The organism is Mucilaginibacter calamicampi (assembly GCF_042676765.1).
GTDB lineage: Bacteria > Bacteroidota > Bacteroidia > Sphingobacteriales > Sphingobacteriaceae > Mucilaginibacter > Mucilaginibacter calamicampi.
This window is the reverse complement of sequence record NZ_JBHTHU010000022.1, coordinates 106,470-132,210: the sequence shown is the minus strand read 5'-3', so window position 1 is coordinate 132,210 and position 25,741 is coordinate 106,470. Positions and strand designations below refer to the sequence as shown.

Annotated in this window: 24 protein-coding genes; 5 read left to right on the top strand and 19 right to left on the bottom strand. The window is 43.0% G+C overall.

Going from position 1 to position 25,741, the window contains the following annotated elements; translation table 11 throughout:
- Positions 1–5: 5 nt before the first annotated feature.
- Entirely contained in the window at positions 6–1,652 is a 1,647-nt protein-coding gene (locus ACFQZS_RS18075) for a hypothetical protein (protein ID WP_377102397.1), read from the bottom strand.
- A gap of 145 nt (positions 1,653–1,797) precedes the next feature.
- Positions 1,798–3,138 (bottom strand): cupin domain-containing protein, encoded by a 1,341-nt coding sequence (locus tag ACFQZS_RS18070; protein WP_377102396.1) that lies wholly within the window; start codon positions 3,136–3,138, stop codon positions 1,798–1,800.
- 402 nt (positions 3,139–3,540) lie between these two features.
- On the opposite strand from ACFQZS_RS18070, the gene ACFQZS_RS18065 reads away from it, so the two are divergent.
- On the top strand, positions 3,541–4,098 hold the full coding sequence (locus tag ACFQZS_RS18065; RefSeq protein ID WP_377102395.1) for a helix-turn-helix domain-containing protein: 558 nt from the start codon (positions 3,541–3,543) through the stop codon (positions 4,096–4,098).
- Between the two features lie 78 nt (positions 4,099–4,176).
- On the opposite strand, the gene ACFQZS_RS18060 is transcribed toward ACFQZS_RS18065, so the two are convergent.
- The 9 genes from ACFQZS_RS18060 to ACFQZS_RS18020 all read right to left on the bottom strand — a co-directional run bounded on the left by ACFQZS_RS18060 (position 4,177) and on the right by ACFQZS_RS18020 (position 13,915).
- The gene (locus ACFQZS_RS18060; protein WP_377102394.1) at positions 4,177–5,469 is read right to left on the bottom strand and encodes an MFS transporter; all 1,293 of its coding nucleotides are present in this window, start codon (positions 5,467–5,469) and stop codon (positions 4,177–4,179) included.
- Between the two features lie 192 nt (positions 5,470–5,661).
- On the bottom strand, positions 5,662–6,675 hold the full coding sequence (gene araD1, locus ACFQZS_RS18055; RefSeq protein WP_377102393.1) for an AraD1 family protein: 1,014 nt from the start codon (positions 6,673–6,675) through the stop codon (positions 5,662–5,664).
- A 9-nt stretch (positions 6,676–6,684) separates the two neighbouring features.
- Complete coding sequence (locus ACFQZS_RS18050) at positions 6,685–7,461, bottom strand: SDR family NAD(P)-dependent oxidoreductase (RefSeq protein ID WP_377102392.1); 777 nt, start codon at positions 7,459–7,461, stop codon at positions 6,685–6,687.
- Entirely contained in the window at positions 7,462–8,631 is a 1,170-nt protein-coding gene (locus ACFQZS_RS18045; RefSeq protein WP_377102390.1) for an enolase C-terminal domain-like protein, read from the bottom strand.
- Between the two features lie 198 nt (positions 8,632–8,829).
- Entirely contained in the window at positions 8,830–10,143 is a 1,314-nt protein-coding gene (locus ACFQZS_RS18040; protein ID WP_377102389.1) for a BamA/TamA family outer membrane protein, read from the bottom strand.
- Positions 10,116–10,247: a hypothetical protein gene (locus ACFQZS_RS18035; protein WP_377102388.1), complete on the bottom strand. Its 132-nt coding sequence runs from the start codon at positions 10,245–10,247 to the stop codon at positions 10,116–10,118. Before ACFQZS_RS18035 ends, ACFQZS_RS18040 begins: the two co-directional genes overlap by 28 nt.
- A gap of 120 nt (positions 10,248–10,367) precedes the next feature.
- Entirely contained in the window at positions 10,368–12,377 is a 2,010-nt protein-coding gene (locus tag ACFQZS_RS18030) for a hypothetical protein (RefSeq protein ID WP_377102387.1), read from the bottom strand.
- On the bottom strand, positions 12,355–12,960 hold the full coding sequence (locus tag ACFQZS_RS18025) for a hypothetical protein (protein ID WP_377102386.1): 606 nt from the start codon (positions 12,958–12,960) through the stop codon (positions 12,355–12,357). Before ACFQZS_RS18025 ends, ACFQZS_RS18030 begins: the two co-directional genes overlap by 23 nt.
- Positions 12,947–13,915, bottom strand: coding sequence for a hypothetical protein (locus tag ACFQZS_RS18020; protein WP_377102385.1), 969 nt, complete (start codon positions 13,913–13,915; stop codon positions 12,947–12,949). Before ACFQZS_RS18020 ends, ACFQZS_RS18025 begins: the two co-directional genes overlap by 14 nt.
- A gap of 351 nt (positions 13,916–14,266) precedes the next feature.
- On the opposite strand from ACFQZS_RS18020, the gene ACFQZS_RS18015 reads away from it, so the two are divergent.
- Positions 14,267–14,815: a hypothetical protein gene (locus ACFQZS_RS18015; protein ID WP_377102383.1), complete on the top strand. Its 549-nt coding sequence runs from the start codon at positions 14,267–14,269 to the stop codon at positions 14,813–14,815.
- 389 nt (positions 14,816–15,204) lie between these two features.
- Complete coding sequence (locus tag ACFQZS_RS18010; protein ID WP_377102382.1) at positions 15,205–15,753, top strand: type 1 glutamine amidotransferase domain-containing protein; 549 nt, start codon at positions 15,205–15,207, stop codon at positions 15,751–15,753.
- Positions 15,754–16,157: 404 nt separating this feature from the next.
- Here the strand turns inward: ACFQZS_RS18010 and ACFQZS_RS18005 are convergent, their stop codons facing one another.
- The 4 genes from ACFQZS_RS18005 to ACFQZS_RS17990 form a co-directional block, all read right to left on the bottom strand.
- The gene (locus tag ACFQZS_RS18005) at positions 16,158–17,741 is read right to left on the bottom strand and encodes an aldehyde dehydrogenase (NADP(+)) (protein WP_377102380.1); all 1,584 of its coding nucleotides are present in this window, start codon (positions 17,739–17,741) and stop codon (positions 16,158–16,160) included.
- 36 nt (positions 17,742–17,777) lie between these two features.
- Positions 17,778–18,617 (bottom strand): fumarylacetoacetate hydrolase family protein, encoded by an 840-nt coding sequence (locus tag ACFQZS_RS18000; RefSeq protein ID WP_377102378.1) that lies wholly within the window; start codon positions 18,615–18,617, stop codon positions 17,778–17,780.
- Positions 18,618–18,706: 89 nt separating this feature from the next.
- Complete coding sequence (locus ACFQZS_RS17995; RefSeq protein ID WP_377102376.1) at positions 18,707–19,078, bottom strand: response regulator; 372 nt, start codon at positions 19,076–19,078, stop codon at positions 18,707–18,709.
- Between the two features lie 97 nt (positions 19,079–19,175).
- Positions 19,176–20,219 carry a hypothetical protein gene (locus ACFQZS_RS17990; RefSeq protein ID WP_377102375.1) on the bottom strand — a complete coding sequence of 348 codons (1,044 nt, stop codon included), beginning with the start codon at positions 20,217–20,219 and terminating at the stop codon, positions 19,176–19,178.
- A gap of 407 nt (positions 20,220–20,626) precedes the next feature.
- Here ACFQZS_RS17990 and ACFQZS_RS17985 point away from each other — a divergent pair, with 407 nt between their 5' ends.
- Complete coding sequence (locus ACFQZS_RS17985) at positions 20,627–21,319, top strand: Crp/Fnr family transcriptional regulator (RefSeq protein WP_377102374.1); 693 nt, start codon at positions 20,627–20,629, stop codon at positions 21,317–21,319.
- A 9-nt stretch (positions 21,320–21,328) separates the two neighbouring features.
- On the opposite strand, the gene pfkA is transcribed toward ACFQZS_RS17985, so the two are convergent.
- From pfkA to ACFQZS_RS17965, 4 genes are read right to left on the bottom strand one after another with little or no spacing between them, the layout of a single operon-like run.
- Positions 21,329–22,306, bottom strand: coding sequence for a 6-phosphofructokinase (pfkA, locus tag ACFQZS_RS17980; RefSeq protein ID WP_377102373.1), 978 nt, complete (start codon positions 22,304–22,306; stop codon positions 21,329–21,331).
- Between the two features lie 50 nt (positions 22,307–22,356).
- Complete coding sequence (locus tag ACFQZS_RS17975; RefSeq protein WP_377102372.1) at positions 22,357–24,051, bottom strand: protein-disulfide reductase DsbD family protein; 1,695 nt, start codon at positions 24,049–24,051, stop codon at positions 22,357–22,359.
- Between the two features lie 8 nt (positions 24,052–24,059).
- Complete coding sequence (locus tag ACFQZS_RS17970; RefSeq protein ID WP_377102371.1) at positions 24,060–24,518, bottom strand: protein-disulfide reductase DsbD N-terminal domain-containing protein; 459 nt, start codon at positions 24,516–24,518, stop codon at positions 24,060–24,062.
- A 2-nt stretch (positions 24,519–24,520) separates the two neighbouring features.
- Entirely contained in the window at positions 24,521–25,291 is a 771-nt protein-coding gene (locus ACFQZS_RS17965; RefSeq protein WP_377102370.1) for a biotin--[acetyl-CoA-carboxylase] ligase, read from the bottom strand.
- Positions 25,292–25,339: 48 nt separating this feature from the next.
- On the opposite strand from ACFQZS_RS17965, the gene rsfS reads away from it, so the two are divergent.
- Positions 25,340–25,714, top strand: coding sequence for a ribosome silencing factor (gene rsfS / locus ACFQZS_RS17960; protein ID WP_377102368.1), 375 nt, complete (start codon positions 25,340–25,342; stop codon positions 25,712–25,714).
- Positions 25,715–25,741 lie beyond the last annotated feature (27 nt).

Below are 25,741 nucleotides of genomic sequence, written 5' to 3'. Positions count from 1 at the left end.
TGTTATTAAAATTTAAAATTGTCTGCTTTATCTAACATGATATTAGAAACGGCCTCTATACCCATACGCTCTTTTAATTGTGTTAGGTACAGGCTTTTTGGTGCAACGTGTTTGTCTAAAGACTCAATATAACCTCTTGGTTTTGAAAGATCCTGCAACGGCGCGTTATAAATTACTGATGCGGTACCGATATGACCGAATGAGTAGTTTTGAGCCGTTGGCGGTTGTTGGATCAGGAAATCACCCTCGCAGTTCCACATTACAATGTTGGCACCTGCCCAACCGATGATGTAATCCCAGAAACGGGCTGTTAAAGGCGCTTTTACGTTATCATACAATACACCGTTGGCCCATTTGTTATGCGGCTCGCTGGTTGAGTAAGGGTTTACAGCCTTACAATCTAAAAACACATTACCGCTTGCTTCCTGAGCTTGCAATACAAACGAGTGACGCCCTTTTTGTGAGAAGCAACGTTGTACTAAAGCCAATTGGCCTTGCAAATGGAAAATAAACCTGCGTGCACCCTGACGTACAGATACAGGCTCCCACGATTCTACGTCCTGAATAGTTACCCATTTAGTGCCTGCATTGGTTTGCACAACGCTATTAACAAAGTGATAAGCCGACATGCTGCGTACCCATACGTTTTTAGCATTGCTGATTGTTACCAGGTTTCTGTAATGGTTCTCATCAGAAAAATACTCTTCGCCTTTATAAGCGGCGGCAGGTTTATTATCGGGCCTGTCCATGTTATAATATTGCGAAGTACGTACAGTAGGATTGTATTCTGATATGCCACGAAGGTTCTCAACGCCCACGTTCTCAATACGGTTATCATCATATTTCACCACATCGCCGCCGCCCCATCTGGTTTCAATGGCGGTAAAGATGGGTGCGTCAACAGTAATGGTATTACCGCTTACGGCGGTTATCACACGGTCATACGTGGTTACAAACGGCCTCCACCTTTTGCCGTTGCCTACTGAGGCGCTGTCTACACCAAGTTCTTTTATCCACTCCTGGTTGCCGTAACGCCTAACCGAAACCTTATCGCCTACCTTAAAGCCTTTGGCAGATGCTAAGTTGAGTGAGCGCGCGCCAACGGGTACATACTTATCTGTAACCAATTGCTTGGTAGCTTCCTGTACAGCTATTCCTTTCTCGCCTGCAAGGTTGATCAATGAGGAACCCGCGTTACCGGCAGGACGTGGGGTAACCGTTCTGCCAAATAATATGGTACCAATCTCGGTTGATCCTTCTCCGCGCAATATAACGCCCGATGCTTTTATAGTTAAGGGTTTATCTAAAGGATAAGTGCCTTGTTTTAAAAGCACTGCGCCGCGGAAGCCCTGCGCATCTAACGGCATGGCTGATACTTTGTCAATGGCTGCCTGTATAACTACAGAGCAATCGCCTACTACCGGCCAAACGGTTACCTTATTAGGCACATAAGGTATGGCAACGCCACCGCCTTTGTAACCCGCGTTAGAAAAATCGGGGATCTTGTTGCCTAAACTATCGGCAGCGTAAACTAACTTACCATCCATCCCCGGATAAACCTTTGAGGTGTAGGGAGGAATGTCCTGCGCATGGCCCAGCATAGTACCGGCACACAGCGCAAATAAAGTAGCGGCGTAATATTTAATCTTCATAATAGGTTGTTATTCTTATTGTTTAGCCGGTTATTGGTAGCCGGTTTTGGTTTTTATTGAATTTAGCTGGTTAGCTAAGTAGTATATTTTATGCTTTAAACAACATGAACCGGACTTCCGGGCCGGTTCATGTTGCTTATTAAGATTATTTTATCTTCACGTTGTCGTCGCCGATCACGTCATAACCGCGCCATTTGAATGATTTGGCCAACTTTACAGCCGCAGGCCATGCTGTGCCCATGTGTTCTTTACTGTGTACCCATTTCATACGGTTAACTTCTGTATCATATGATAGCTGCAACTGGTAATTATAATCTGTAGACTCGCCCTCAATTTTTTTCTCGGTTGCTGCAGGGTATATTCTAACCAGCTTTGATTCTAAGTATCCTACCTGCTTTCTCATAGCAGGTACGTAAATGCTGGTGTACATTTTTTCAAAAGCCAGGGCATTCTTTTTCTCAACAACAAAATCCATTTGCAATAACATGGCTTTTGGTTGCGCTGCTGCAACACCACCTGTAGCGCCCGCGCTACCTACGGTAACGGCTGAGCCAATTGCTTCGCTTGAAGCGCCCGGTACAGGTGCCGCGCCAAATCTTGGTCCGGCAGCAGGCATTTTAGTTTTATCAACAGCTATACATACAACCAATAACTCCAGTTCTGATGTTGAGCTAATGGTCAATTTTTCGCCAACTGCGCCATAAAAGGCATCGTCCTGGGTAACAGGATATTTGGTTCCGTTAATATCCACATTACCGGCGCCATTTACTACATAGTAAATTTCCTCAAAGCCTTCCATTGTGCGTGTGCCCATAGCGGTGTTAGCCGGCATAAGTACATGGTCTACATTGTTCCAATTGGTTTGGAAAACGTCAGGGCTAAACAAGCGGCGCGAAGTGATGCCAGTACCTGTGTAGGTATTACCTGCACGCAGTTTTTCGCGGTCAAGCCTGCCTGAAACAAACTGAGGGATAGCATCCAACGGGGTTGAGCCCGGTAAGCGCGGATCGCCCAGGTTAAATACACCGCCGCCGCCGCCTCTGCTTTTACCTATACCAAAGTTTAGCCATTTACAGGTTTTGCCTGATGTATTGTACATACCATGTGCATCGCCCAATTTACATGGAACAAGTGCAGGGGCTTTGATTAAAGATGTACGGCCATTAATGGTGAATTCCGCTTCGCCTTCTAACAATACATACATTTCTTCCATGCTGTGGTGAAAGTGCTCGCCTATGCTTGAGTTGGCGTTTATTACACCCGCGTGCAGGTACATTAGGTTGGTGGTAAGTTCGCGTGGGCCAAATAACTGGGTAAAGGCCATAGTGCCTGCACCATCGTGTATTTTACCCTGCGCCCTCAGTTTTGAAGCATCGTTTTTAACAACACGTGATTTAGCAGCCGGCGGGCCGCCGGCACCCGGGCCGGGTTGAGCGTTGGCCACAAAAGTTGTAAGCGCTAAAAACAGGAATAATATTCTTTTCATGATTTTTTATAATTGGTTTAACTAATATACTTTTTATTTTAAAAAACACTCCGCACAATTCGCGAAGGTATCCGGTTTATGTTTAAACCTTTTGATCTGCTACCTGACAATAAGAATTTATAAAAATAAATTGGTTTAAAACGATTTATCGCAACCGGTTCTCAATCGTTTGCATACTAAACGGCTAAGTACAAATATAAATCTATACCGCACTATTGAAAGACAAAAAATGTAACATATTTGTCACCCTGTTAACTAAGCAATTAGCGGCGGATTACCGGATGTACTTTGTGCGTTTTCGAGCTAATTTACAAGGCTTTAAACAGACCATTTTTTTGTAAAATAAGTTAACTATTTTAGCGGCTGCAAAAAAGTGTCTGTGCATGACAATATTTTTTATTAATGGAAGAAACCCGGGCCGAAAAAACCTTTAATGTTGGCGACAGGATACGCATATTGCGTATTACACAAAAACGTACGCTGCAAGAGCTTGCAGACAATTGCGGCATGTCAAAAAGCATGATCTCAAAAATTGAGAATAACAGAACCATGCCGTCAGTTGCCACGCTGGTAAAAATTGCCCAGAGCCTTGGTACCACCATATCTAACTTAATGGAGCAGGATGGCTGGGCCAAAGCAATTGTTACTACCCGCGCCGAAGCTGAAGACAATCTTATTCGCACCGAAAAGGGATATTCCATTTTCCCGTATGCTTCTGAGTTTCACGAAAAAAAAATGCAGCCTTTTCTGTTCGTTGCCAAAAAGGGCGAGGTTAAATCGCACCAGCTATCGCACGATGGGGAAGAGTTTATATTTGTTATTGATGGCGAAATGAAAATGAAAGTTGGCGATGCCGAATACACCTTAAGAAAAGGCGACAGCCTGTACTTTAACACCATACAAAAACACGGTATAGTGCCAATATCAGACGTGGTTACTTACCTGGATATTTTTGTTTAATTATTGAATTACAGATTTACTGAATTATTGATTGAGTTGGTAGTTTCACTTATTGCTCGCCGCCGCAACTCATCACCCTTACGCGTTATGCTGTTGGTTGATCTCGGCTGAGTAAGCTTCCAATTCTTTATTCCTGATGATAGGCCCCATCAGCAACCATATGATCAATAAGCCTATTGCTGATATACCGCCGTACATAAACAACAGGTAATTATAACCCTGGGTAATATCGCCTTTGCCGAATACATTTAATGTGATACCCGAAAGCGACTGGAACAATGCACCGCCCAAACCTGTACCTACACAGGCAATACCCCATACCGTTGCTGATGAAGATTTTGGTACCACATCCGGCGGGCAAGCCAACGTGTTTGATGTGTAAGAGGTGTAACCAAACCCCGCGAAACCAAATATTATAAGAGCAGACAAGGGCGAGGTGATAACAAATGGCGCGCTTAATAACGAAATACCCATTATCCCTGCCGACAGGCAAACCGAAAGCTTACGGGCCTTGTAAATTGGCATCCCTCTTTTTATGATAAACTGCGTAAAGTAACCTCCCAGCACATTACCGATATCTGCTATAATGAATGGAATAGTTGCATACCAGCCAATTTGCTTTAAGCTCCAGTGGTGCACATCCACCATGTAACGGCCCAGCCAAAAAGTAACAAAATACCAAACCGGGTCAAGGAAAAACTTGCTGATGATAAGCGTAATTACGAACCTCGATTTTAAGAGTTGCTTAAGAGGTAGCGTTTTTTGCTTTTGCTCATTGATCTCCTGTTTAGGAGTATAATATATAAACCAGAATGCGGCCAACCATAAATATCCAAAAGCGGCTAAAATAATAAAAGTGGTTTGCCAGCTGTACATTATACTTAAATAGGCAACAAGGGGCGGTACAATAATTGCACCTAATGCGGCCCCGCTGTTAAATATACCCGATGCTGTTGAACGCTCTGCCGGCGGGAACCACTCGCTGGCCACCTTAACCCCGGCCGGCCAGTTCCCGGCTTCACCTATCCCTAAAAAAAAACGCACAACACCAAATTGCAATGGTGTTTTAACAAACGCGTGGCACAAGCCGGCGGTGGTCCAGAATGCCATGCATAGCGAGTAACCCAAACGTGTGCCCAGCTTGTCAATAACAAAGCCCGAAAAGGCATTGGAGATCATGTAAGCGATGAAGAACGCGGTGCCTATGTATCCAAAAGCACTGTCAGGTATCAGCTCGCGCAGGGGCCCCTCGGCACTGAGGTAGTTGAACGACAGGCGATGAACATAGTTTAAAACCGTAGCTAAAAACGCCATGCCGATCATGATCCAGCGCATTTTTAAAGGCTTAGGGAAGACAGCGGCATTTTCCATTGTTGAACGGTTTAAATATGTTAAGGCAATAAAAAAGAAAAGGAGGGGTCATGGTGAGCCCGTCGAACCACGGCGCGCAGGCCTCCCCGCGCACCCTTCGACAAGCTCAGGGTGACACCCACCCACGTTTGGTTTATAATTGGTATACATCCGCATCCCTCTTCTCACGGTGGGATGCGGATAATTATATTTTTATAGGGCCTTTACCGGCACTAATTTTTCTTCTTCGTTAACTACATTTATGTAGTTTTTAAGCGCACGGCCCATGCCTTCCCATTCAACCAGCATTTCATCATCCTGCTGCAGCAATACGCCTTTGCCAAAACTAAACTGGCCCGTACCAAAGTAGTGCACATGCGCCTGCAAAGGTATGCGGTGGCCTTCGTACTTAAATTGATGGTACTCTAAATTAGGCAGGTTGTGCGCCATAGCAGCCTCGCCTGTTTTAATGTTTTTGGCTTCCCAAAGTATCTGACCCTTGCGGCTCACGCTAACGTTGCCTGTAAGATCAGAAAAATCATCGGTTATTACCAACTCCGGGCCAATGGCGCTTTGCCTTAATTTAGATGGGGCCAGGTACAGGTAGTTTTTCTTTTCCATCACGTGGTCAGAAAACTCGTTACCGGTGGTAAAGCCTATTCTGTAAGGGTTGCCCTCGCGGTCAATAATATAAGCGCCTGCTATTTCGGGTTCCTCGCCGCCATCATTGGCATACGCCGGCACTTCTAAAAAATCGCCATGGCCCTTTAATGCAGAACCGTTGCCTTTGTAAAACCATTCAGGCTGTATGCCGGGTTTAGCTCCGTTGGATACGCCACCATCAACACCCCACCAGTACATTACCATGCTATCCGTGGGTTTTTGATCTGCCGACTCGTGCATGGCCTGGCGGTTAGCCGCGCTGTTTTTATGCGTAAGGCCGGTGCCTGATATCATGCACTCCAAAACGTTGGTAGGATGATCAAAAGCAGGCAATAATTTCCATTCGCTTTTGCCTTCGTATATTTCGTCGTAGCTTAATACCTTATCGCTGATGTTATCTTCAATAAGCTGCGTAATGGCTTTGCCGCCATCAATAGCTGCCAGCGCCAGGCTATAAACCGAATCAAATTTATTTATGATGTGCAGGTTGGGTTCTTTAACCACTGCCACGCATCTTGCCGAAGCGTTTTTAAGCTGTACTAAACGTGTCGTATTTTTTTCCATGCCGCTAATTTACTGAGCTATCCAGCCACCATCAATAGAAAACATGCCGCCCGTAACAAAACTTGATGCGGGGCTTGAAAGATACAGTGCCAGTCCGCCAATTTCGTACGGCTCGGCCCAGCGGCCAATAGGTATTTTAGCCATAAAGGCCTGGTACTTTTCAGGATCATTCAACAGCGGCAAATTCAATTCTGTAGCGAACGGTCCGGGCAATAACGCGTTTACGTTGATGCCATCCTTTGCCAGTTCCATTGCCAGGGCGCGGGTAAGCTGCAAAATTGCGCCTTTTGCAGTAGCGTAAGGCGTGCGTTCTGCCATTGCAGTTACGGATAACATAGAACCTAAATTTATAATGCGGCCGTAACCATTTTTCCGCATAGATGGGATAACTTCTTTAGCTGCCAGCCATGCCCCGGTAACATTTACCTGTTGCACCCGGTTAAAATCATCTAAAGAAACATCTTCAATTTTACCACGGATATTAATGCCCGCCGAGTTGATCAGGATATCTATTTTGCCAAAATGCTGTAAAACCGAGCTAACGGCCTGTTTTACACTCTGCTCGCTGGTAACATCGCAGATCTGGGTTATGCAGTCAACAGTAAAATCTGCCTTTATAACCTCTAACGCCGTTTGGTTTACCGCTTCATCTCGTGCTGCGATGGCAATTGCTGCGCCTGCTTCTGCCAGGGCCTGCGCCATAGCCAGACCAAGGCCGCGGTTGCCACCAATTATTAATGCTGTTTTGCCCGTAAGGTCAAATTGTTTTAATACGCTATGTTCCACTTATTCTATGATATTAAAATGTTCAAGACCTTCTGTTTTTAGGGTAAGCCCCATGCCCGGTTTGTTATCGTCCAGTTGTAGTTTGCCGTTTTCGGCTACCGCTTCGCCGTCAAATATATACCAAAACATTTCATTGCCCACCTCAATTTCTGTTTGCGGGAAATACTCTGCCATAGGCGATGCGAACGAGCTCATTACCACATGCAGGTTGTGCATTTGCCCGCCATGCGGAATAACCTCAACCCCGTTCATGTATGCTAATGTGCAAATTTTCTGCGCCTCGGTAAAGCCGCCTACGCGGTTGGTATCAAACTGAAATATATCCAAAGAGTCCGCCTTCAACAAGTCATAAAAACCAAAGCGGGTATACTCATGCTCGCCGCCGGATAGCGGGATATCAGTATAGTTTTTCAGTTTAGCAAAGTTGTGGATCTCATCCGGCAATAACATCTCCTCTATCCAGCGCAGGTTATAAGGCTCCAGCTCTTTAAGCAATTGCCTGGAGTAGTTAAAGTTGAAGCCCATGTAGCACTCCAGCATTATCTCCACGTCGTCGCCAACGGTTTCGCGCACTTTTCTAACCATTTCCACATTCTTCTTTAACCCGGCGTTGCCTTCGGTTAAAGGATACCCGCATCGCAGTTTCATGCCGGTAAAGCCTTGGGCTTTATAATGCGCGGCTTCCTGCTGCAATTGATCCAGATTACGGGTGTATAAACGGCTGTAATAAGTAGGGATATATTCTTTAGTACGGCCGCCCAGCAGCATAAAAACGGGTTGTTTGGCTGCCTGGCCTTTAATATCCCATAAGGCAATATCAATGGCGCTGATGGCTGCTATTACAGAACCCTTACGACCGTAAGCAACAGATGAACGGTACATTTTTTCGTACAGATACTCGTTATTCAGCGGGTTTTCGCCAATTAAAAGCGATTTAAATTTACTGTCGATAATAAGCTTGGTAACATCCGGACTTAACCCGGCGTTGCCGTAGCCTACTAAGCCATTATCAGTTTCAATCTCAACAACCAGCCAGCTAAAAAAGCGGTAGGCAGCTTGTGCGTCTTCCTGAAAGGGTAATAAACTAACGGGCGTTGCAAAAACGGTATCTATTGTTTTTACCGGCCCTTTCCATTGATAAAGTTTGGTGCGTATTGCTGTTATCTTCATTTATTATAAAAAAGTAATTATAGCATTAATTGGTTGTATGCCAGGCAATAATAAAGGTTGTTGCCAATTGGTAAACATTGTTGAACAAACATAAAATAAAAAGTGATTATGAAGGAATTTATTTTGCAACTATTGTACACTAGGAAAAGCGAGGTGTTGCAAAGAAGATGTGTACAGTAATGTTAATTTGATAAATGCCTAAAAAGCCTCGTTCAGGCCCAGAAAAAATCCCCGGGCGCCGTACCTGCCCCAGGCATAATCCAGGCATAAGTTGGTGCGTGTTGCTTTGTTAAACAAAACCCGCAGGCCACCCCCATAACCCGGCTGCCAATGCTCAAATAGTTTAGCGCCTGCATCATCATTAGCGGTTTGCATGTTTAAAAAGGCTACACCGCTCAAAAATTTATTATTGGTAATGGGGAAACGGTACTCTGCTTCTGAGTAGTTGTATTGCGTGCCTTTAAAATAGCCGGTAGTATAACCCCGCCCGCTGCGGAAACCGGCATCTTTTGCCGTCCCGGGCAATTCAAGGTAAGGCACCGCTCCGCTTAACAGGTACGATCCCCAGTTCCAAAAAGCAATAACATGCTCAGGGTGACTGGCTGACAGACTAAAATATTTACGAAAATCAGTAGTAAACTGCAGCGCGTTCTTGCTGCTGCCCATCCAGCTTTGGTTGGCGCGGAAACCCGCGTCTATATAAACGCCCTTATAGGGCCGGTTAAGGTTATCGCGCGTGGTATACTGAACATTAAATAACAAGGCATTGGCGGTATACCGGTCTCGTGCAAACCCGTAGCTGTCGCTATAAATATTGTAAGGTGTTGGGGTATTGCCCGCGGCACCTTCGTCAATATTGCGGCGGATGTCAAACGATACACCTGCACCTACAAAAAGGCCCTTATCAATCTCCTTATATACCTTTTCTCTGAAGTTGAAATAGAGCGAGTGGAGCGCCCGGGCCTTACGGTCGGGATTAGCCAGTACCTGGTCGGTTGCGTTACCTGTTGCCGGTGCCTGTCCAATACCCAGCCCAAAATCGGGCGTTACGGTTTTAGCCACCACCAGGTTACCTTGCAGGTTCCACTTATTGCCGGGGGTGTAAATGTTATGGTTGATGTAAAAATAAATGATGCCTTTGGTGGTGACAGAGGCTGATGTGGCCGCTACAGACATAAGGGTGTTAGGGTCGGTTCCCAATTTACGACCGGCTACGGCTTTAATACCTATTTGCGCGCCAATACTGGGGTTGGCCGCCACGTTGGGGATGATAGTAATGCCCGATCGCTTTTTCAAAGGGTCGGGTTTTTGCCGCGGGCGAAAAATAGCCTGTGCAAGGTCGCCCACATCATACTGCCCGGCGAGCGATTCAACCGCTTGCGCGTTTTTGTGCCGCGAATCGGCTTTTAGCGAATCTCCCGGCAGGGTTTGCGCATCGCTGTAACTATAGTAGCTTATACACGCTGCTATCAGTAAAATTTGCTTTAAATGATATTTCCACCTCGTCCCCATGCTATGTAGCCTTTAAACTGTCCGTTTAAAAACCATAATAGCTGCACAATGTTTGGTTTGATGGCGGGGGTGATCAGTGGAGGAATGGCCAATTTATCATACATGTTGGTCCGGATTTTAAAATCCCGGACTTGCGGGTAGACCGTACTTCTCTAGTCCCGTGTGGAACATGAGGGGTGGACGGATAACCACAAGCGGGAGAAGACTAAATGATTGTCAGTTTATTAGTTAGCCAACTGTTTTTTTAGAAGAAAATCTGTCTTAGACTTCATTTCATATATAATATGTTTTTCGAGTTTTTGTCGATCTTCGGGCAATTCACTATACGTTGTTAAAATAATCTGGCTCGAATTGTTAGACATTTCTACCATGAGCTTTACAGAGTCAATCAACGAGTCGTTATCGAGATTTTGTTGTTTAGGTTCGTCCAAAATAAGGATGTCTGGAAAAATAATCCTACCATTGGATTTAAGCTTAAGTGAGGTTTGAAGCAATGCGAGGTAATAGCTTAAAATTATACGAATGTTATCGCTGGAACTTGAAATATTGTAAATATCAAAATTATCTAGGTATGGGGTATAATTATCCGATGCATCTAGTTTGATGGAATTAATTAAATCCGCTTTTCCTTTAAAAAGGCCTAGCTTTTTTACATTACTTCGGATAAAGCCTCTGATAGTATCGATGATTATTCTATCATTCTCAGTTTGAGCATATTTATTAACTTCCTCTTTTAATTGGTCGACGAGTGCCTGATTAGTTTTTATAGATTCTCTCAGGGGGCTTAAATCTGTCCAACGCTTTAGAATTCGTTCGTATTTTTCGAGTTCCTTATTAAGGTTGTCTGCACTCAAAATACGCTGTCGCAAGATGGCGAAATCGCTTCCAGCATAAGTGGTTATTTGATGATCAAGCTCCGCCTCCAGCTGAATAATTTCGTCTTTTATATTGTTTTGTTCTTCGAACACTCGTCGTCTGTCCAACAACCGTCTTTCAATGACCTTTTTAAAAGTATTTTCTTCGTCTTCAAGAAATTCAAGATTTTGCTCGGGCGTAGATAGTTTTTTTGTTAGATCGTTATGGCACAAAAAGCATTCATTTTCGTCATGCGGTAACAGTTTGGATTCACAAACCGGACATATTTTTATATTCAAATCTGTAGAAAACTCTTGAATTTTTTTTAGCTGTTTGTTCTTGTATTTATTACTTTGAATACGTTGAAGATAGCTTTGGTATTCCGCCAGTTCAAGCGTTACTTTGTCGACTTTTCCATTAGCTGATCTTAATCTGTAATTAAGGATTTTTAATCTCTCGCGGATACTGGAGCTCCGATTTTCTTCGTCAGTTTTTATGCCAATACTGCCATCAATTAACGCAGTTTCTGCAATATATCGGTCTTTTAAATAGGTAATATAGTCATGTATGCTTACTTTTCCGATTGGCTCCGTTCTAATAAGTAAAACCTCGTCCAAACCTTCTCCATTAGCTATAACAAAAAGGTTTTCTTCTTTTTGAAGCAACTCATCCTTCTTCTGACGGAGTTCGTTTTCAAGCTCTTTGAGTTTTATCTCGCTAATGTGAATTTTAAAACGGTCTAAACCAAGAAGATATTCAAACGCGACTTTCTTAACTTCCTTTATGTTATACCTAACAACTTGTCGTGCTTGAATTTGCGACCACCCTGCACGCTGCTCGACAAAAAACAGAGGCAGAATATTTTCGAGATACAATTTTGACAATTTTTGGTCGTAAGTTGGTAGTTCAACTTGATGTAGTCCCAAAAATTGAAACAGGTATCTTTGGAAGCCGTTTTCTGAAAAAACGCCATCACCAACTACTATCAGTTTCTCTGTATGGTCGTTTGTAAAGAAGTCAGAGGCAGCGCAACGTTTAATAGCTGCAAGTGTATTGTCACCCCCCACGATGTACCGGAAGATTGTAATTATATCGGTTCCATTTGAGATTTCTAAGAGTAAGTATGACCTTTTTACATCTCTATTGTCAATTTTCTGATAGAATTCTGGTTTAAAAGGGTTTTGAATAGACTTAAAAATTCCTAAGCCCTTCTCAGCACCTAAACCGTAAATGATACCGGTAATGATACTTGTTTTACCAACCGAGTTCGGTCCGAATATTATGTTTAGTCCATCTTTAAATGGAACTTCAGCGCCATATTTACTATTATCAATAGTTACTATCTGATAAATTAGCTTATTGATTATCAATCGCGACATTTTGTTTCCAATAAGAGTTAGGTATAACTTCGGTTATAATTTTGATAAGCTTGTCCTCAACAATCCGGGTTCCAAATAAGTCTAGGAAGTTCAATTCTCTAGGAAAAGCATTTTTTATCTGTTCGAAATATTGTTTCCCTATGTCGGAAAGAAAAAGACGTACGTTCTTATTATCCTTATCGCTTTTGTGATTTATTAACTCGCGAACGTGTAGGTATAAAAACATATCGTTAAATCTTATATCCCATGGCACGCTTTTATACTGGACAATGTTAAAATCTATTTCAGTCTGAAGAGAAGTTTCAAAAGTATTTACTTTAGAGATAATATTTTTTTGGCCATTAAAGTATTCCACTATAAATTTAGATTGAAAAGCTTCGTTACGCAGAAGAAAATCGACACACGCAATGACGGTCTTACTTAACCCATTAGCAGTTGTCAACATTCCAAGTATAATTACAATTCTTGCTGACCTAAACTCCATTCTGTCTTCGGGTTGCACGAATATTGGACGATCGAGATTTACCCTAAGCGTAAGGTGCCTCTCAGAAATCGAATTAATTAACAAATCAATTGGCTCCATTCTTCCTCCAGTCTAATGGGCACTGCGCCGCCAATTCAAAAACCAATCCATGCAACAACTTGTCTTTATCTCCTTTTAATTCCCAATCTTTGTAAAAACTTAGAATTTCCTTTTCAGCTTCAATAAAAAAATCATGAAAAAACTTTTGTGGCGTATACGTGTCATCAAGAACGAAATTGTGAGTGAGCCTAGCCGCTTTAAGCCGCATATTTTCCTCCCAATTGAGAATGTTTTGCCGAAGATCAGAGTTCACATCGACTAAACTTTCTAAATACACTTTATAGTCTGCCCTCGTTTTGTGGTAGCTAATGCGATTGGGATCACTATCCTCAAAAATTGCGTTTAATTTTTCGTCCAGCGTTGTCACTAAGTTTTGATCTTCAGATGGTTGTTTGTCCGATTCTGCAATCCTAATCACATTCGAGTAATCAAGAATATCTTTTTGTTGTATCAACAGATCTACCATTGCTTTTATACGCTTGACTTCTTTCTCCTTATCAACGATTACATCGCATTTCGCTTTGTTGAACACCTTTTTGTAAACGTCTTCATCTAGTGCGAACATGTTTTCAATATCTTTATCAGGTGTCCAAAACTCAACGGGGCACCTGAACATCTTTGTCGCTTTTGCTTGTATGTTGTGATCAATATTGCTTAAGTTTCGCAGCGGTGATAAAGCTATAAAGGCTGTTGGAACGTGATTAGATGCCTCAAGCTGTATTTGTTTAGCGAATATTTCACTCCAATCAAGTGCAACTGTTGTGTAGTATTTACATTCAATGAATATCTCTCGCTTCTGTTCATTACCATCGAGAAACAGAATGCTTATGTCGAAGCCATTCTGAGTTCCTGAGTTTTGCTTTCTTACTTGAATTACAGTAAATCCCATTTCATTAAACAAAGTCTTAAAGAAAGGCTTTACGAGTTCCTCAAAATCGGTACCGCTAATTGGCATCGTGATATATTAATTTGTTTAGATTGGTCTGTATCTTAATGATTTGAGTCGGGAAAGACACAGAACTATCAATATTAACAAATTAAATTGTCATAACGTTAAATCATTTACAGTACTGTAAAAGAGAATTATTGATATACCTTGCTTCGGTTTAAAATTTATTTAAAATGCAAAGATATTGCTAAAAATATTAGCAATGAAATTATTTGATTTTTTATGACTCGCAAAGACACGCATGGTCCGTATTAGCTCGATCTCTATTGGTGTTTGGTTAAAAAATTATCATTTAAATTAATGAAACGGTTTTTTGGCAACTTTTTTGATACAAACAACAAAAACACAACAAATACCATGAAGAAGCTTAGTTTATTTTTAATAACAGCAGGCCTGGTTTGGACAGTCCAAACCGTGGATGCACAATCTGTAGATACTACAAAAAACAAAGTAGAAGTTAAAAAGAAGGTTAGAGAAAAGGCCGACGGTACTACAGTAACCAAAGTTAAAATGACCGGAAAAGGAACACCGACCGCAATAAAGGACCCTGCAAGTAACGCTACAAGCAGTCCATCAGAAGCCAAACCAGCTGCGCCGGCTGTAGTAACGCCAGCGCCAGCAGTAGTAGTAGTGCGGGATACTGTACATAATACAGTTTCTGTTCCGGTACCGGTTCCCGTTATTGTTCGTGATACCGTACGACCTAAAACAACTACAACCGAAGTAACTACAACTACTGAAACCAGACCGGTTGTTAAAACTACAGCTACAACACGGGTTTCGGCAACAAAAAAACCGTATCGTAAACCTGCAACTACGGCTCGTAAAACTACAACCAAAACAGCTTTAGCTGCACCGGTTGCCAAAGTAACTACAACAACCACTACAGTTAAAAAAACAGAATAAAAATTTAGCAAAAACCCGCATTTCTAATTTGTCATATTCAAACCGGAAATGTACATAAAGAGCATATTTACCGAGCGATAACGCCGTTAAATATGCTCTTTGTTTTTAAAGGTAGCGTGGCAGAATTGGAGCTTTGAAAATTAAAAGAAACGGTAGACCGTGCGATTCCCCTCTTGAGAGGGGTGGAGGGGTGTGTTTAGTAAGCGGCTTAACACACCTCGCAGCCGCACTGTCCCACCGCGCCCCCTCTCGAGAGGGGAGTTTTGGCCGACATACTTTTTCAACTTTCTTGATGCCAGGATTTCAAATTTTCAAAAACCATCATACGCCCTTATCTGTACTAATATTAACACAAACAAAATATTTGTAAACTATAATTAAAAATGTTTATGGCAACATTAAGCAATAAAAGAGTAGCTATCCTTACAGAGGAAGGCTTTGAGCAGGTGGAGTTAACCAGTCCCTTAGAGGCGCTGAAGGAAGCGGGCGCGCAGGTGGATGTGATATCACCAAAAAGCGGTATAATAAAAGCATGGAACCATACCGACTGGGGTATTGAGATTGCGGTTGATAAGGAACTAAACACTGTTAGCCCTGATGATTACGACGCGCTGGTGCTTCCCGGCGGTGTGATGAACCCGGATAAACTGCGCATGAACAAGGAGGCCGTTTCCTTTGTATCGGCCTTTTTAGACGAGGGTAAGCCCGTGGCTGCTATATGTCATGGTCCGCAGGTATTGATAGAGACCGGCATGATAAGCGGCAGGAACATGACCTCGTTCCCCTCCCTGCAAACCGACCTTAAGAACGCCGGCGCCAATTGGACAGACGAAGAAGTTGTGGTTGACAATGGCCTGGTTACCAGCAGGAAACCCGATGATCTGCCCGCCTTTAACAAAAAAATGATAGAAGAAATTGCCGAAGGGGTGCATGTTTAGTTGATCAGAGATTGGTTGATTAGTGATTAGGTTGAAATGGCGTATAGTTTTCTGCCAAAACTCCTTCCCTTGGGAAGGGTGCGGATGACCAGAGCGGTGGCGGGAAGGGGTTACACGGCGGATTAACCCCTCCCTGCCCCTCCCAGGGGAGGGAATCGCACGGGCCCAGGCTCCCCGCCCCGGAGCTAAAAAATTGGGACAAAAAAGTTCAATTTTACAGCAATCTGAAAATGAGGCGATTAAGCAAATATTACAGCTAAATTCCCTGACGAATAAGTTGTCTCACTTTGTCCCACGCGAAAACAGTAAGACGCTTATTGTCAACAAATTACCAAAAAATCTGTCCCAACCTGTCCCACTTTGTCTCACACACACGCGGGACAAAAAACGAGACAAAAACGCAACTAACTAACCCTTCCCTGGCTAACAGCACCATTTAACCTGCGCCATATGTTAAGGGGGTTGTTGTTTTGCAGCTCGGCAGGTAAAAGGGTATCGGGCATGTTCTGATAAGCCACCGGCCTTGTAAAACGGAAGATAGAAGCCGTACCTACAGAGGTAGCCCGGGAATCAGAAGTAGCGGGGAATGGTCCGCCGTGCACCATGGCGCTGCTTACATCAACCCCCGTAGGGAACCCGTTGATGATGATGCGGCCCACCTTTAACTCTAAAATGGTTATCAGCTCTTTGTAAGCTTCCAGGTCGGCCTGGGTGCCATGTATAGTAGCCGTTAAATGGCCCGACAGGTTACGGGCAATGTTCAGTATCTCGTCTTTAGAAGTAGCCTCCACCACAATACTCTCCGGCCCAAATATCTCTTCGGCCAGGGTAGCGTCGGCCATAAACACGCTGCTGTCGGTTTTAAACAGTATCGGCGAGCCAATGTTCAGGCCCTCCAGCGTTTGACCCTTAGAAAGCGTCTCCACCCCCGGATGCTCAGCCCTGTGCTGCACCCCGGCATTATAAGCGCCTGATATATTAGGTGCCAGCATAACACCACCAACTGTGTGTTGAAAGTGCTCCTGCAGCTTGTTAGCGAAGTCTTCGGCATCCTTAGATTTCTCATACAACAAAATGCCCGGGTTGGTACAAAGCTGCCCAACGCTGGCGCTCACCGAGGCTGCAAAGCCCTGCGCAAAGTTATCAGCCTGGTTCTTAGCTATCTCTGGCAATACAAACACCGGGTTAGAGCTTCCCATTTCTGCATACACCGGGATAGGTTCATCGCGCCTTACGGCCATATCAAATATCGCCTTGCCGCCACGGTATGAGCCGGTAAAGCCCACTGCTTTAATAACAGGATGCACCACCAGTGCTTGCGCAACGGCTAATCCATTATCGTACAAATGAGAAAAGACACCATCGGGCATACCTGTTTTTACAGCGGCACGCTGTATGGCCTTAGCCACTAACTCGCCCGTTGCGGGGTGTGCCGGATGCGCTTTAACAATAACGGGGCAGCCGGCAGCCAGCGCCGCGGCAGTATCGCCCCCCGCGGTTGAGAACGCGAAGGGAAAATTACTTGACCCAAATACCAGCACCGGACCCAGTCCAATATGCATAAACCTTACATCGGGTTTGGGGCGGGGTGTGCGGTTGGGTTCGGCGGTTTCAATGCGGGCGTCCAGCCACGAGCCTTCGCGCAGCAAATTGCCGAACATTTTAAGCTGGTTAATAGTGCGGTTAAGTTCTATGCTGAGGTTAACATGCAACAGCGCCGTTTCGGCTATGCACATGGTTAACAGCTCATCGCTTATGGCGGTCATTTCGGCTGCGATAGCATCCAGAAAAGCTGCCTTTTCAAGTCCTGATTTTTTGCGGTAGATCAAAAAAGCTGAAGCGGCTTTAACAGCGGCTTCTTCAATTTCGGTAGCGGTGGCTGAGTGGAAATCGGCGATCTTCTCGCCCGTGGCAGGGTTAGTTGACTGCCAAAGAACATCGCCCCCAGCTTTAATTTCAAAACCTATGATCTGTTTTCCTTCAATCATGATCGAATAAATTAACGCCGGGGGCGTGTTTGTATATTAAGAAGTAACGGTGTTGCTCAGTGTGCCAATACCTTCAATAGAGATATTAACAACATCGCCTACCTGCAGGGTAAATTCATCCTGAGGGATGATACCTGTACCTGTCATCAGGAATACGCCGTATTTAAAGTCTAATTCTTTAAACAACCAGGTAGCTAATTCGCTGTGTTTGCGTTTCATCTGGCTGATAGCGATAGATTCTGTAAATGCTACCTCGCTGCCGCGTTTGATCTCCAATGTAATAACTGCTTCAGGGTTGATAGGCGCATCGCTTACATACACACATGGGCCAACAGCTGCTGATCCGGTGTATGATTTTGCCTGCGGCAGATACAAAGGATTTTCGCCTTCAATATCTCTTGACGACATATCGTTACCAATTGTATAACCTTCAATGGTTCCGGCAGAGCACATAAACAATGTTAGCTCAGGCTCCGGTACGTTCCATTTTGAATCTTTACGAATGCGGACATCGGCACCAGTACCAACGGTACGGTAAGCAGGTGCTTTAAAGAAAAGCTCCGGTCTGTCGGCATTATAAACACGATCATAAAAAGTACCGCCACCGGCATCTTTTGATTCTTCGATACGTGCAGTACGGCTACGGAAATAAGTAACGCCCGAAGCCCATACTTCCTGGTTAGCCAATGGTGCCAAAACTTCGCCGTTAAGCGCGTCAGCTAATGATGCATCAGCAGTTAAGCCGCCTATTTCGGCAGATACAGTGGCATATAAGCCTTGTCTGTTAATAAAAGTATCCCAATTGGTTTCTTTTGATAGAAAGTATTGCCCTTCGTTATCTATGACAATGCCGCGTTTGGTGTTGTATATCTTCACTTTGCAGTAGGTTTTAATTAAGTGGCGAATATAGCGGTTATTGGCAATATACCCAATAATACACAGCGTAAAAACAATATTACGTAGTGTTATGCCGTCAGCACGCCGTCAATTGTGCGCTCCATATCTTCCAGATCAAACGGTTTTGCTATGTAAGCTTCGGCCCCGGCCTGTTTGGCTAACAATTGTATGTCGCTGTTGGCAGAAAAATAAATAACGGGGATACTTTTCAACTCGTCGCTGCTTTTTAGTGCCTGCGTGGCTACAATGCCGCCTGTATCGGGGATCCAGTTATCCATTAAAATAACATCCGGCATAATTTTGCTCACCTTATCAATAATCTGGTTGCAGTCGGTAAAAACATGTACTTCCCAGCCCTGCTCTTCAAGTACATAGGTACAAACACTTAGTATGTCTTCATCATCATCAAAAATGATGATCTTTTTATTATTAACCTTCATTGATTAGTTCGCTAATGAGTTGCTAATTAGGGGCCGTGAAGCTATACATAACTATAAAGAAAAGCAAATTTTTTGTTTTAAGAAAGCGCCGGCAATGTTAAAATGCCACGTAGGCAAGCACAGTTACCTGCTTTGTGCTTCTGTTGGCATCTGTAATAATAAGTGCGCCCTTATTAAACAACGTTAGGCCCTCCCAGTTTTTTTTAAAGCCGTCAAAAATGGCTACGGTTTTCCATTTTTTTTGGCGATGGTTTTTTAAGTGGATGATGCGGGCAAAGGTGTGGGTTTTTAAATAGTCAGGATTCCTGGCCAAATCGTCTTTTAGCGCGGGAATGGCACGTTTAATATCATTTTCGGCATTTTTAACCAGGCCGTTGTTTAGGTATTTATCATAATCGCCATCCCAAAAATAATTAATGGCATAAATGCTTCCATTGACTGCAGTAGCCGCGTCGGTATTGCGGAAATATAAAAAAGGAGTGTTAACCGGTTCAGGAGCCTTGGTTAATGATGTGTCTATCAAATAAGCTGAATTGCCGCCCGGGGATGCATTAAATTCATAAAATGCAATCAATTTTTTTTGCTGTGGCAGCCAGGTTATGCTTTCGTATCCGGCATTACTAATGTTAAATGGCCTTTTTAGTGTCACATAGTTTTTGTAGTCGATGTTGATCTCGTTTTTTGCGGTATCAATAGTTCCTTTTAACAAATAACAATTGGCAGCGGTATCAACCGTCTCAATGGCCATATAAACAGCATTGCCCAAAAAAGTAAGTGTTTCAAAGCCCTGGTAAGTGTTCTTTATAAAACCCGGCAGTTTTTCAAGATTGCGAACTTTTAGCGTATTGAAAGAGGTTAAGGAAGTGTCTTTTCCTTCAATAACACGGGTTATGCTATCAGCGCGTATGCTGTAGATATTAAAATAGCTATCTAACCCCGTTTCTTTACAGCTGCCGTATTGGGGCAGTAAGTATACCCTGTTGCCCAGTTGCGCCATGCCCGAAAACTCCTCGTTAACATCCCTGAGCTCAATTGGCAGCGGAATGTCTTTGTAATTGGATTGGCCAATGGCAACGCCCGCAGCAAAAACCATTGCCACCATCAGGTTTACTGATAAGAAGTTTAATTTATATCCCATCATTAATTAGAAGCTAAAATAGTTATCTGCAGGAATTTCTTTGACGGATTGGCATAATTTAATCGGGAAATAACCTTTTATTAACAAGCAAGGAATAAGAAGCGCCAGTATTCAAATTTTCCTTTAAAAAACAAAAAGTCCACCCAATTAAGGGTGGACTTTTGATAAATGTTGTAGTAATATACATTTATGAGCATTAATAAGATCAGTTAATGGTCGCAATATATGCCATATTTTAACTACTTTATAATTTTAATTGAAAATAAAGCCTTTCACCAATAAAATTTTTATTAATAAATCAATTTTATGATAAAAATTATAGAATATAACACATAATTTTATATTAATGATAGAAAATGCAAGAAATTACTAGTATTTTTAATGTAAAATTGTAAGTAAATTAACTGATAATGAAAAAAAGCAAACCAATATGCAATCAAAACAACTGTTTTTTGTTTAACAACTGCATGAAGGAATGGCATCCTGCAATTTTACAAAACCAGAAAACTTTCCGCGTAAAAAAGGGCGAGGTGATATTTAAAGAGGGCGACGAAGTTAAAGGTGTGTTCTTTGTTAACTCGGGCAATGTAAAGGTGCATATAAAATGGGATGCCTATAAGGAGTTGATAGTAAGGTTTGCTAAAACGGGCTCAATAGTTGGTCACCGGGGTATTGGGAGCACTACGGGCTATCATGTATCTGCCACGGCGCTTGAAGACAGTACTATCTGTTTTGTTGATATTGATTTTTTTGAGGCCACATTAAAGGTAAATACAGAATTTACATATAAGCTATTACATTTTTTTGCCAGCGAGCTACGTGATTCTGAGCGTAAAATGCGCAATCTGGCGCATATGCCGGTAAAGGGCCGTGTGGCAGAGTCATTGCTGTTACTGCAAAAGCAATTTGGTGTTACCAACGAAGGATTTATCAGTATTGACCTAAGCAGGCAGGACCTGGCATCTTTTTCGGGCGCCACTTACGAAACAGTGTTCAGGGTAATAAATGAACTGGTGAGCGAAAAGCTGGTTTCGCTTTCGGGTAAAAGCATCGCTATTATAAACCAGGATGGGCTTTCAAAGCTTACAATACTGGATAGTTAAAACAGCTTGCTACAACGAAAGCATTTCAACCACTTTTAACAGATCCGGATTCAGATCGATGTTGTGTTTGATGGAGCGCTCAAAAGAAGTGCATATAATGCTGTTATGAATTAAACCCACCATTTCATTGCGATGTCCGTTTCTTAGCACCTCAACAGCGGCAACACCTAAACGGCTTGCTAAAACGCGGTCCATGCAAGTTGGTTTTCCACCCCGCTGTATGTGGCCCAATATGGATATACGGGTATCGTAATTTGGATATTTCTCTTTTATGATGCGGCCAATTTCAAAGGCCTCGCCGGGTTCTTCGCCTTCTGCAACTACAACAATTTTTGAGGCCTTGTCTTTGCGACCCATTTCAAGCCGGGCAAATAAAGCGGGCATATCAGACCGCGTACCAGGAATCATCATAGCTTCGGCACCAATGGCTATGCCCACACGCAGGGCAATCAAACCAGAGTCGGCACCCATAACCTCAACAATAAACAAGCGGTCGTGCGATTCGGCAGTATCCCTTATCTTATCTATGGCTTCAATGGCGGTATTAATAGCGGTATCATATCCAACGGTAAAATCGGTACCCAGCAAGTCATTGTCAATAGTACACGGCACACCAATAATGGGCATATCATACTCACGGCCCAGCTCTTTCGCGCCAATAAAGGTACCGTTTCCGCCAAGCGCTACCAGTCCATCAATTTGTTGGGATTTAAGCTGTTCATAAGCTTTTTTACGGCCCGCAGATGTTTTAAACTCCTCGCTGCGCCCGGCTTTCAGAATTGTACCGCCACGTTGAATAATGTTAGATACTGATCCACGATCCATGTCAGTAAATTCGCCCTGGATCATCCCTTCGTAACCGCGGCGTATGCCTACAACGTCAAGGTCGTACAATTTGGCCGTTCGCACAACCGCCCTTATGGCGGCGTTCATTCCCGGCGAATCACTTCCTGATGTAAAAACACCTATTTTCTTTATCTGAGCCATGCTGAATTTGCGAAGAAACTGTTACTATATCGAATGCGCCGCAAATTACGTTATTTTTTTGCCGCCTGTAAAGTTTTATAAGCAGAAATTCCGCTGTCAAGGTATTTTATAAACTCCGGGATCTCAAACGTAGCGCCCTGGGGTGGCACAAGCGTTTGCCCGTTTTCGTCTATAATAACATAAAAAGGCTGCGCGTTTGAGTTGTATTTAGACATCTCAAAGTCCAGCCATTTACCGCCAACGGTAGTTATGCGCTTTTTTGTAAGTGTTGATGTAAAATGTTCGGCCGCGGGGAGATCGGTTTTATCATCTATAACCAGCTGTAGCATTACAAATTCATTCTGAAGCCGTTTCAATACTTCAGGGTCCGGAAATACATTTTGCTCCATTTGGCGGCAGTTAACGCAGTTCCATCCTGTAAAGTCAATCAAAACAGGTTTATTTAGTTCTTTTGCAACGGCTTTGGCTTGTTCAAAATCATACCATTCATCAATACCCTTAACCTTTGGCAGGCGTTTAAAAAGCGCTTCGTATTTTTTTTCTTTTATTGATGTAGTGTTGTTTGCTACGGGCCCGGCTGCTAATCCCGAAGACATATCAAAATCCTGCGTGCTTAGGGGCGGCAATAAGGCGCTAACTGATTTTAAAGGCGCACCCCAAAGGCCGGGTATTAAATAAATTGTAAAGGCAAAAACGCCCATTGCTATAAACGTACGCGGAATAGAAAGAGACTCCACCGGGCTATCATGCGCAAACCGGATCTTGCCGATAAGATATAAGCTCATTAATATGCCAATGGCTATCCAAAGCGATAACACTACTTCACGATCTATTAAATTCCAGTGATAGGCTAGATCAACATTCGATAAGAATTTAAGGGCAAAGGCTATCTCAATAAACCCTAAAACAACTTTTACACTGTTTAACCAACCACCAGATTTTGGAAGGCTTTTCAGGGCCGATGGGAACATGGCAAACAACGTGAATGGAAGCGCCAACGCTAACGAAAAACCAAGCATGCTTACCGCGGGCCCAATGCGCTCGCCTTTAACGGCCGCGTCAAGCAAAACGGAACTAACCAATGGCCCCGTGCACGAGAAGGACACCACAACAAGCGTAGCTGCCATAAAAAATATGCCAGCCAGGCCACCCTTATCTGAGTTTTCATCCAGTTTATTGGCAAGCGAGCTGGGTAAAGTGATCTCGAAAGCGCCCAAAAACGACACACCGAAAGCAATGAGCAGCAAAAAGAAAAAGAAATTAAAAATGCCGTTAGTGGCCAGCCCATTAAGTGCCGCGGGCCCAAAAACCACAGCCACCAGTATGCCGATAAAAACGTAAATAAATATGATGCAGAGGCCGTATAATATGGAATTGAATATTCCTTTGCTCCGGCTGCCTCCCTTCTTTGTAAAAAAAGAAACGGTTAAAGGCAGCATGGGGTATATACAAGGCATTAAAAACGCCGCGAATCCGCCTAAAAAGCCGGCGATAAATATGGTCCACAAGCTTTTGGGAGCCTGAGATGCGGGGTTGGAAGCATTAACAACAGATGATGCGCTCACTACTTGTTGGGTATCCTTTTTCGCTTGGGTAAGGCTATCAGTAGCTGTAGTTATTTCCGTAAAAACGATACCGCTGGTATCAGGCTGTTGTGCCAGTGCTGCGGGGGCATTAAACCACACCGAAATAATAAGAATAGTAATTGCAGCAGCCTTGGGTAATAGCAATTTTAAGTTTGGCATGCCCTTTTTTATTTTTTTGCAGGCACAGCCACATTAAACGCGATCTCATCAGGCGGAAGGCATTTATGGTCATTACAAACCATAAACTCCAATTTGCCTTTAACTGTAGCGGCGTTTGCAGATTTTAACTTTACTTTTTGTTCAAAAAGCACTTCTTTTTCAAAAAAGCCAATGTTCATTTTAAACTGCTTGTCAAACTTAACCACTGCCTTTGGTTCGGCAGTTTTGCCTGCTAAAGTATAATCTTTTGATTTTGAAAAAGTGAAAGAGGTTTTTATTGGTCCGCCTTCTTCAACATACTGCGAATACACATGCCAGCCATCCTCAATGGTAGCTTTTATAAACACTGTGGCATCTGTAGCACTGGTTCTTTTAGCGGCGTAAGCCCATTTTACCGGATTTTCTATCTGAGCGAAAGCTCCTAATGTTAACATTAAAGCGGCTGCTAAGGCCAATACTTTCTTCATGGTTATTTGTTTAAAAATTCTATCTCTTTTAAATTGTAGCTGGCGGTTAATCCGTCCCGGTAAACTTGTAGCAAACCGTTATCGGCAACGCCTTTTATTATTCCGGTAAAAATCTCATCGCCTGCTCTAAAAGTGCGTTCTTCATTCAACCAATATAAACGGCTTAAATAGCTGCTTCTTATAAGATCAATTTTACCTGCCTTTAAATGTAGGTAGTATGCTTCAATATGACTGCAAATCTCTGACAATAAAAGCCGTAAATCGTAATCTTTGTGTAAGATTTGTTTTACAGACGTGGCGTTGCCTATCCCTTCGGGAAAATCGCCCTGATTTATATTAAGGCCTATCCCCACAACTGAGTTGTTTATACGGTTGCCCTGTACCATATTTTCTATAAGCATGCCGCCTAACTTCCTGTCGTTATAATATATGTCATTGGGCCACTTAATTTTAAGCCCGTCGCCTAATAGTGTTCGCAGTGTATCATAAACGCCCACGCTTATTGTCCGTGTCAGGTCAAACTGATTGACCGCGTTTAAAAAGGTAGGTTTAAATAAAATGCTAAATGTTAGGTTTTTACCGGGTTGGCTTACCCATTTATTTTGCTGCTGACCGCGGCCTGCATATTGATGTTCTGCCATAATGACCGTACCTTCGGGTAATGGCTTGGAATTTGTCAATAAATTTTTAAGGAAATTGTTGGTTGAATCTACTTCTTTTAATGTCAGTAAATTTTGTCCAACAAATAATCCTGAAAATATGTTATTTTGCAATGTTATAATAATGACTAGCCGAAAACGTTTCAAAACTAATTCTTTTTGATGGTAAAAAATAAAGCGAAAACTGAATCCGCTTACATTTCTGAACTGGCCATACACGGCATACAGGAAAAAAAAGGGAACGATATTGTCAGATTAGATCTTCGGAATTTAAATAGCTCTGTGTCTGATTATTTTGTTATCTGTCATGCCGACTCGACCACACAGGTAAAAGCAATAGCCAACAGCATTGAAGATGAAATATTTAAAGCCACACAGCAAGAGCCCTGGCGTAAAGAGGGTTTGCAACATGGCGAATGGATATTGCTTGACTATGTAAACGTAGTAATACACGTTTTTAGAACAGATAAGCGCGAGTTTTATGGTGTAGAGGAACTGTGGGGCGATGCTGAAATTAAAAGCTACAAAAGCGCGTAACCTAACGTGTTAGCTTTTAAAAATTTA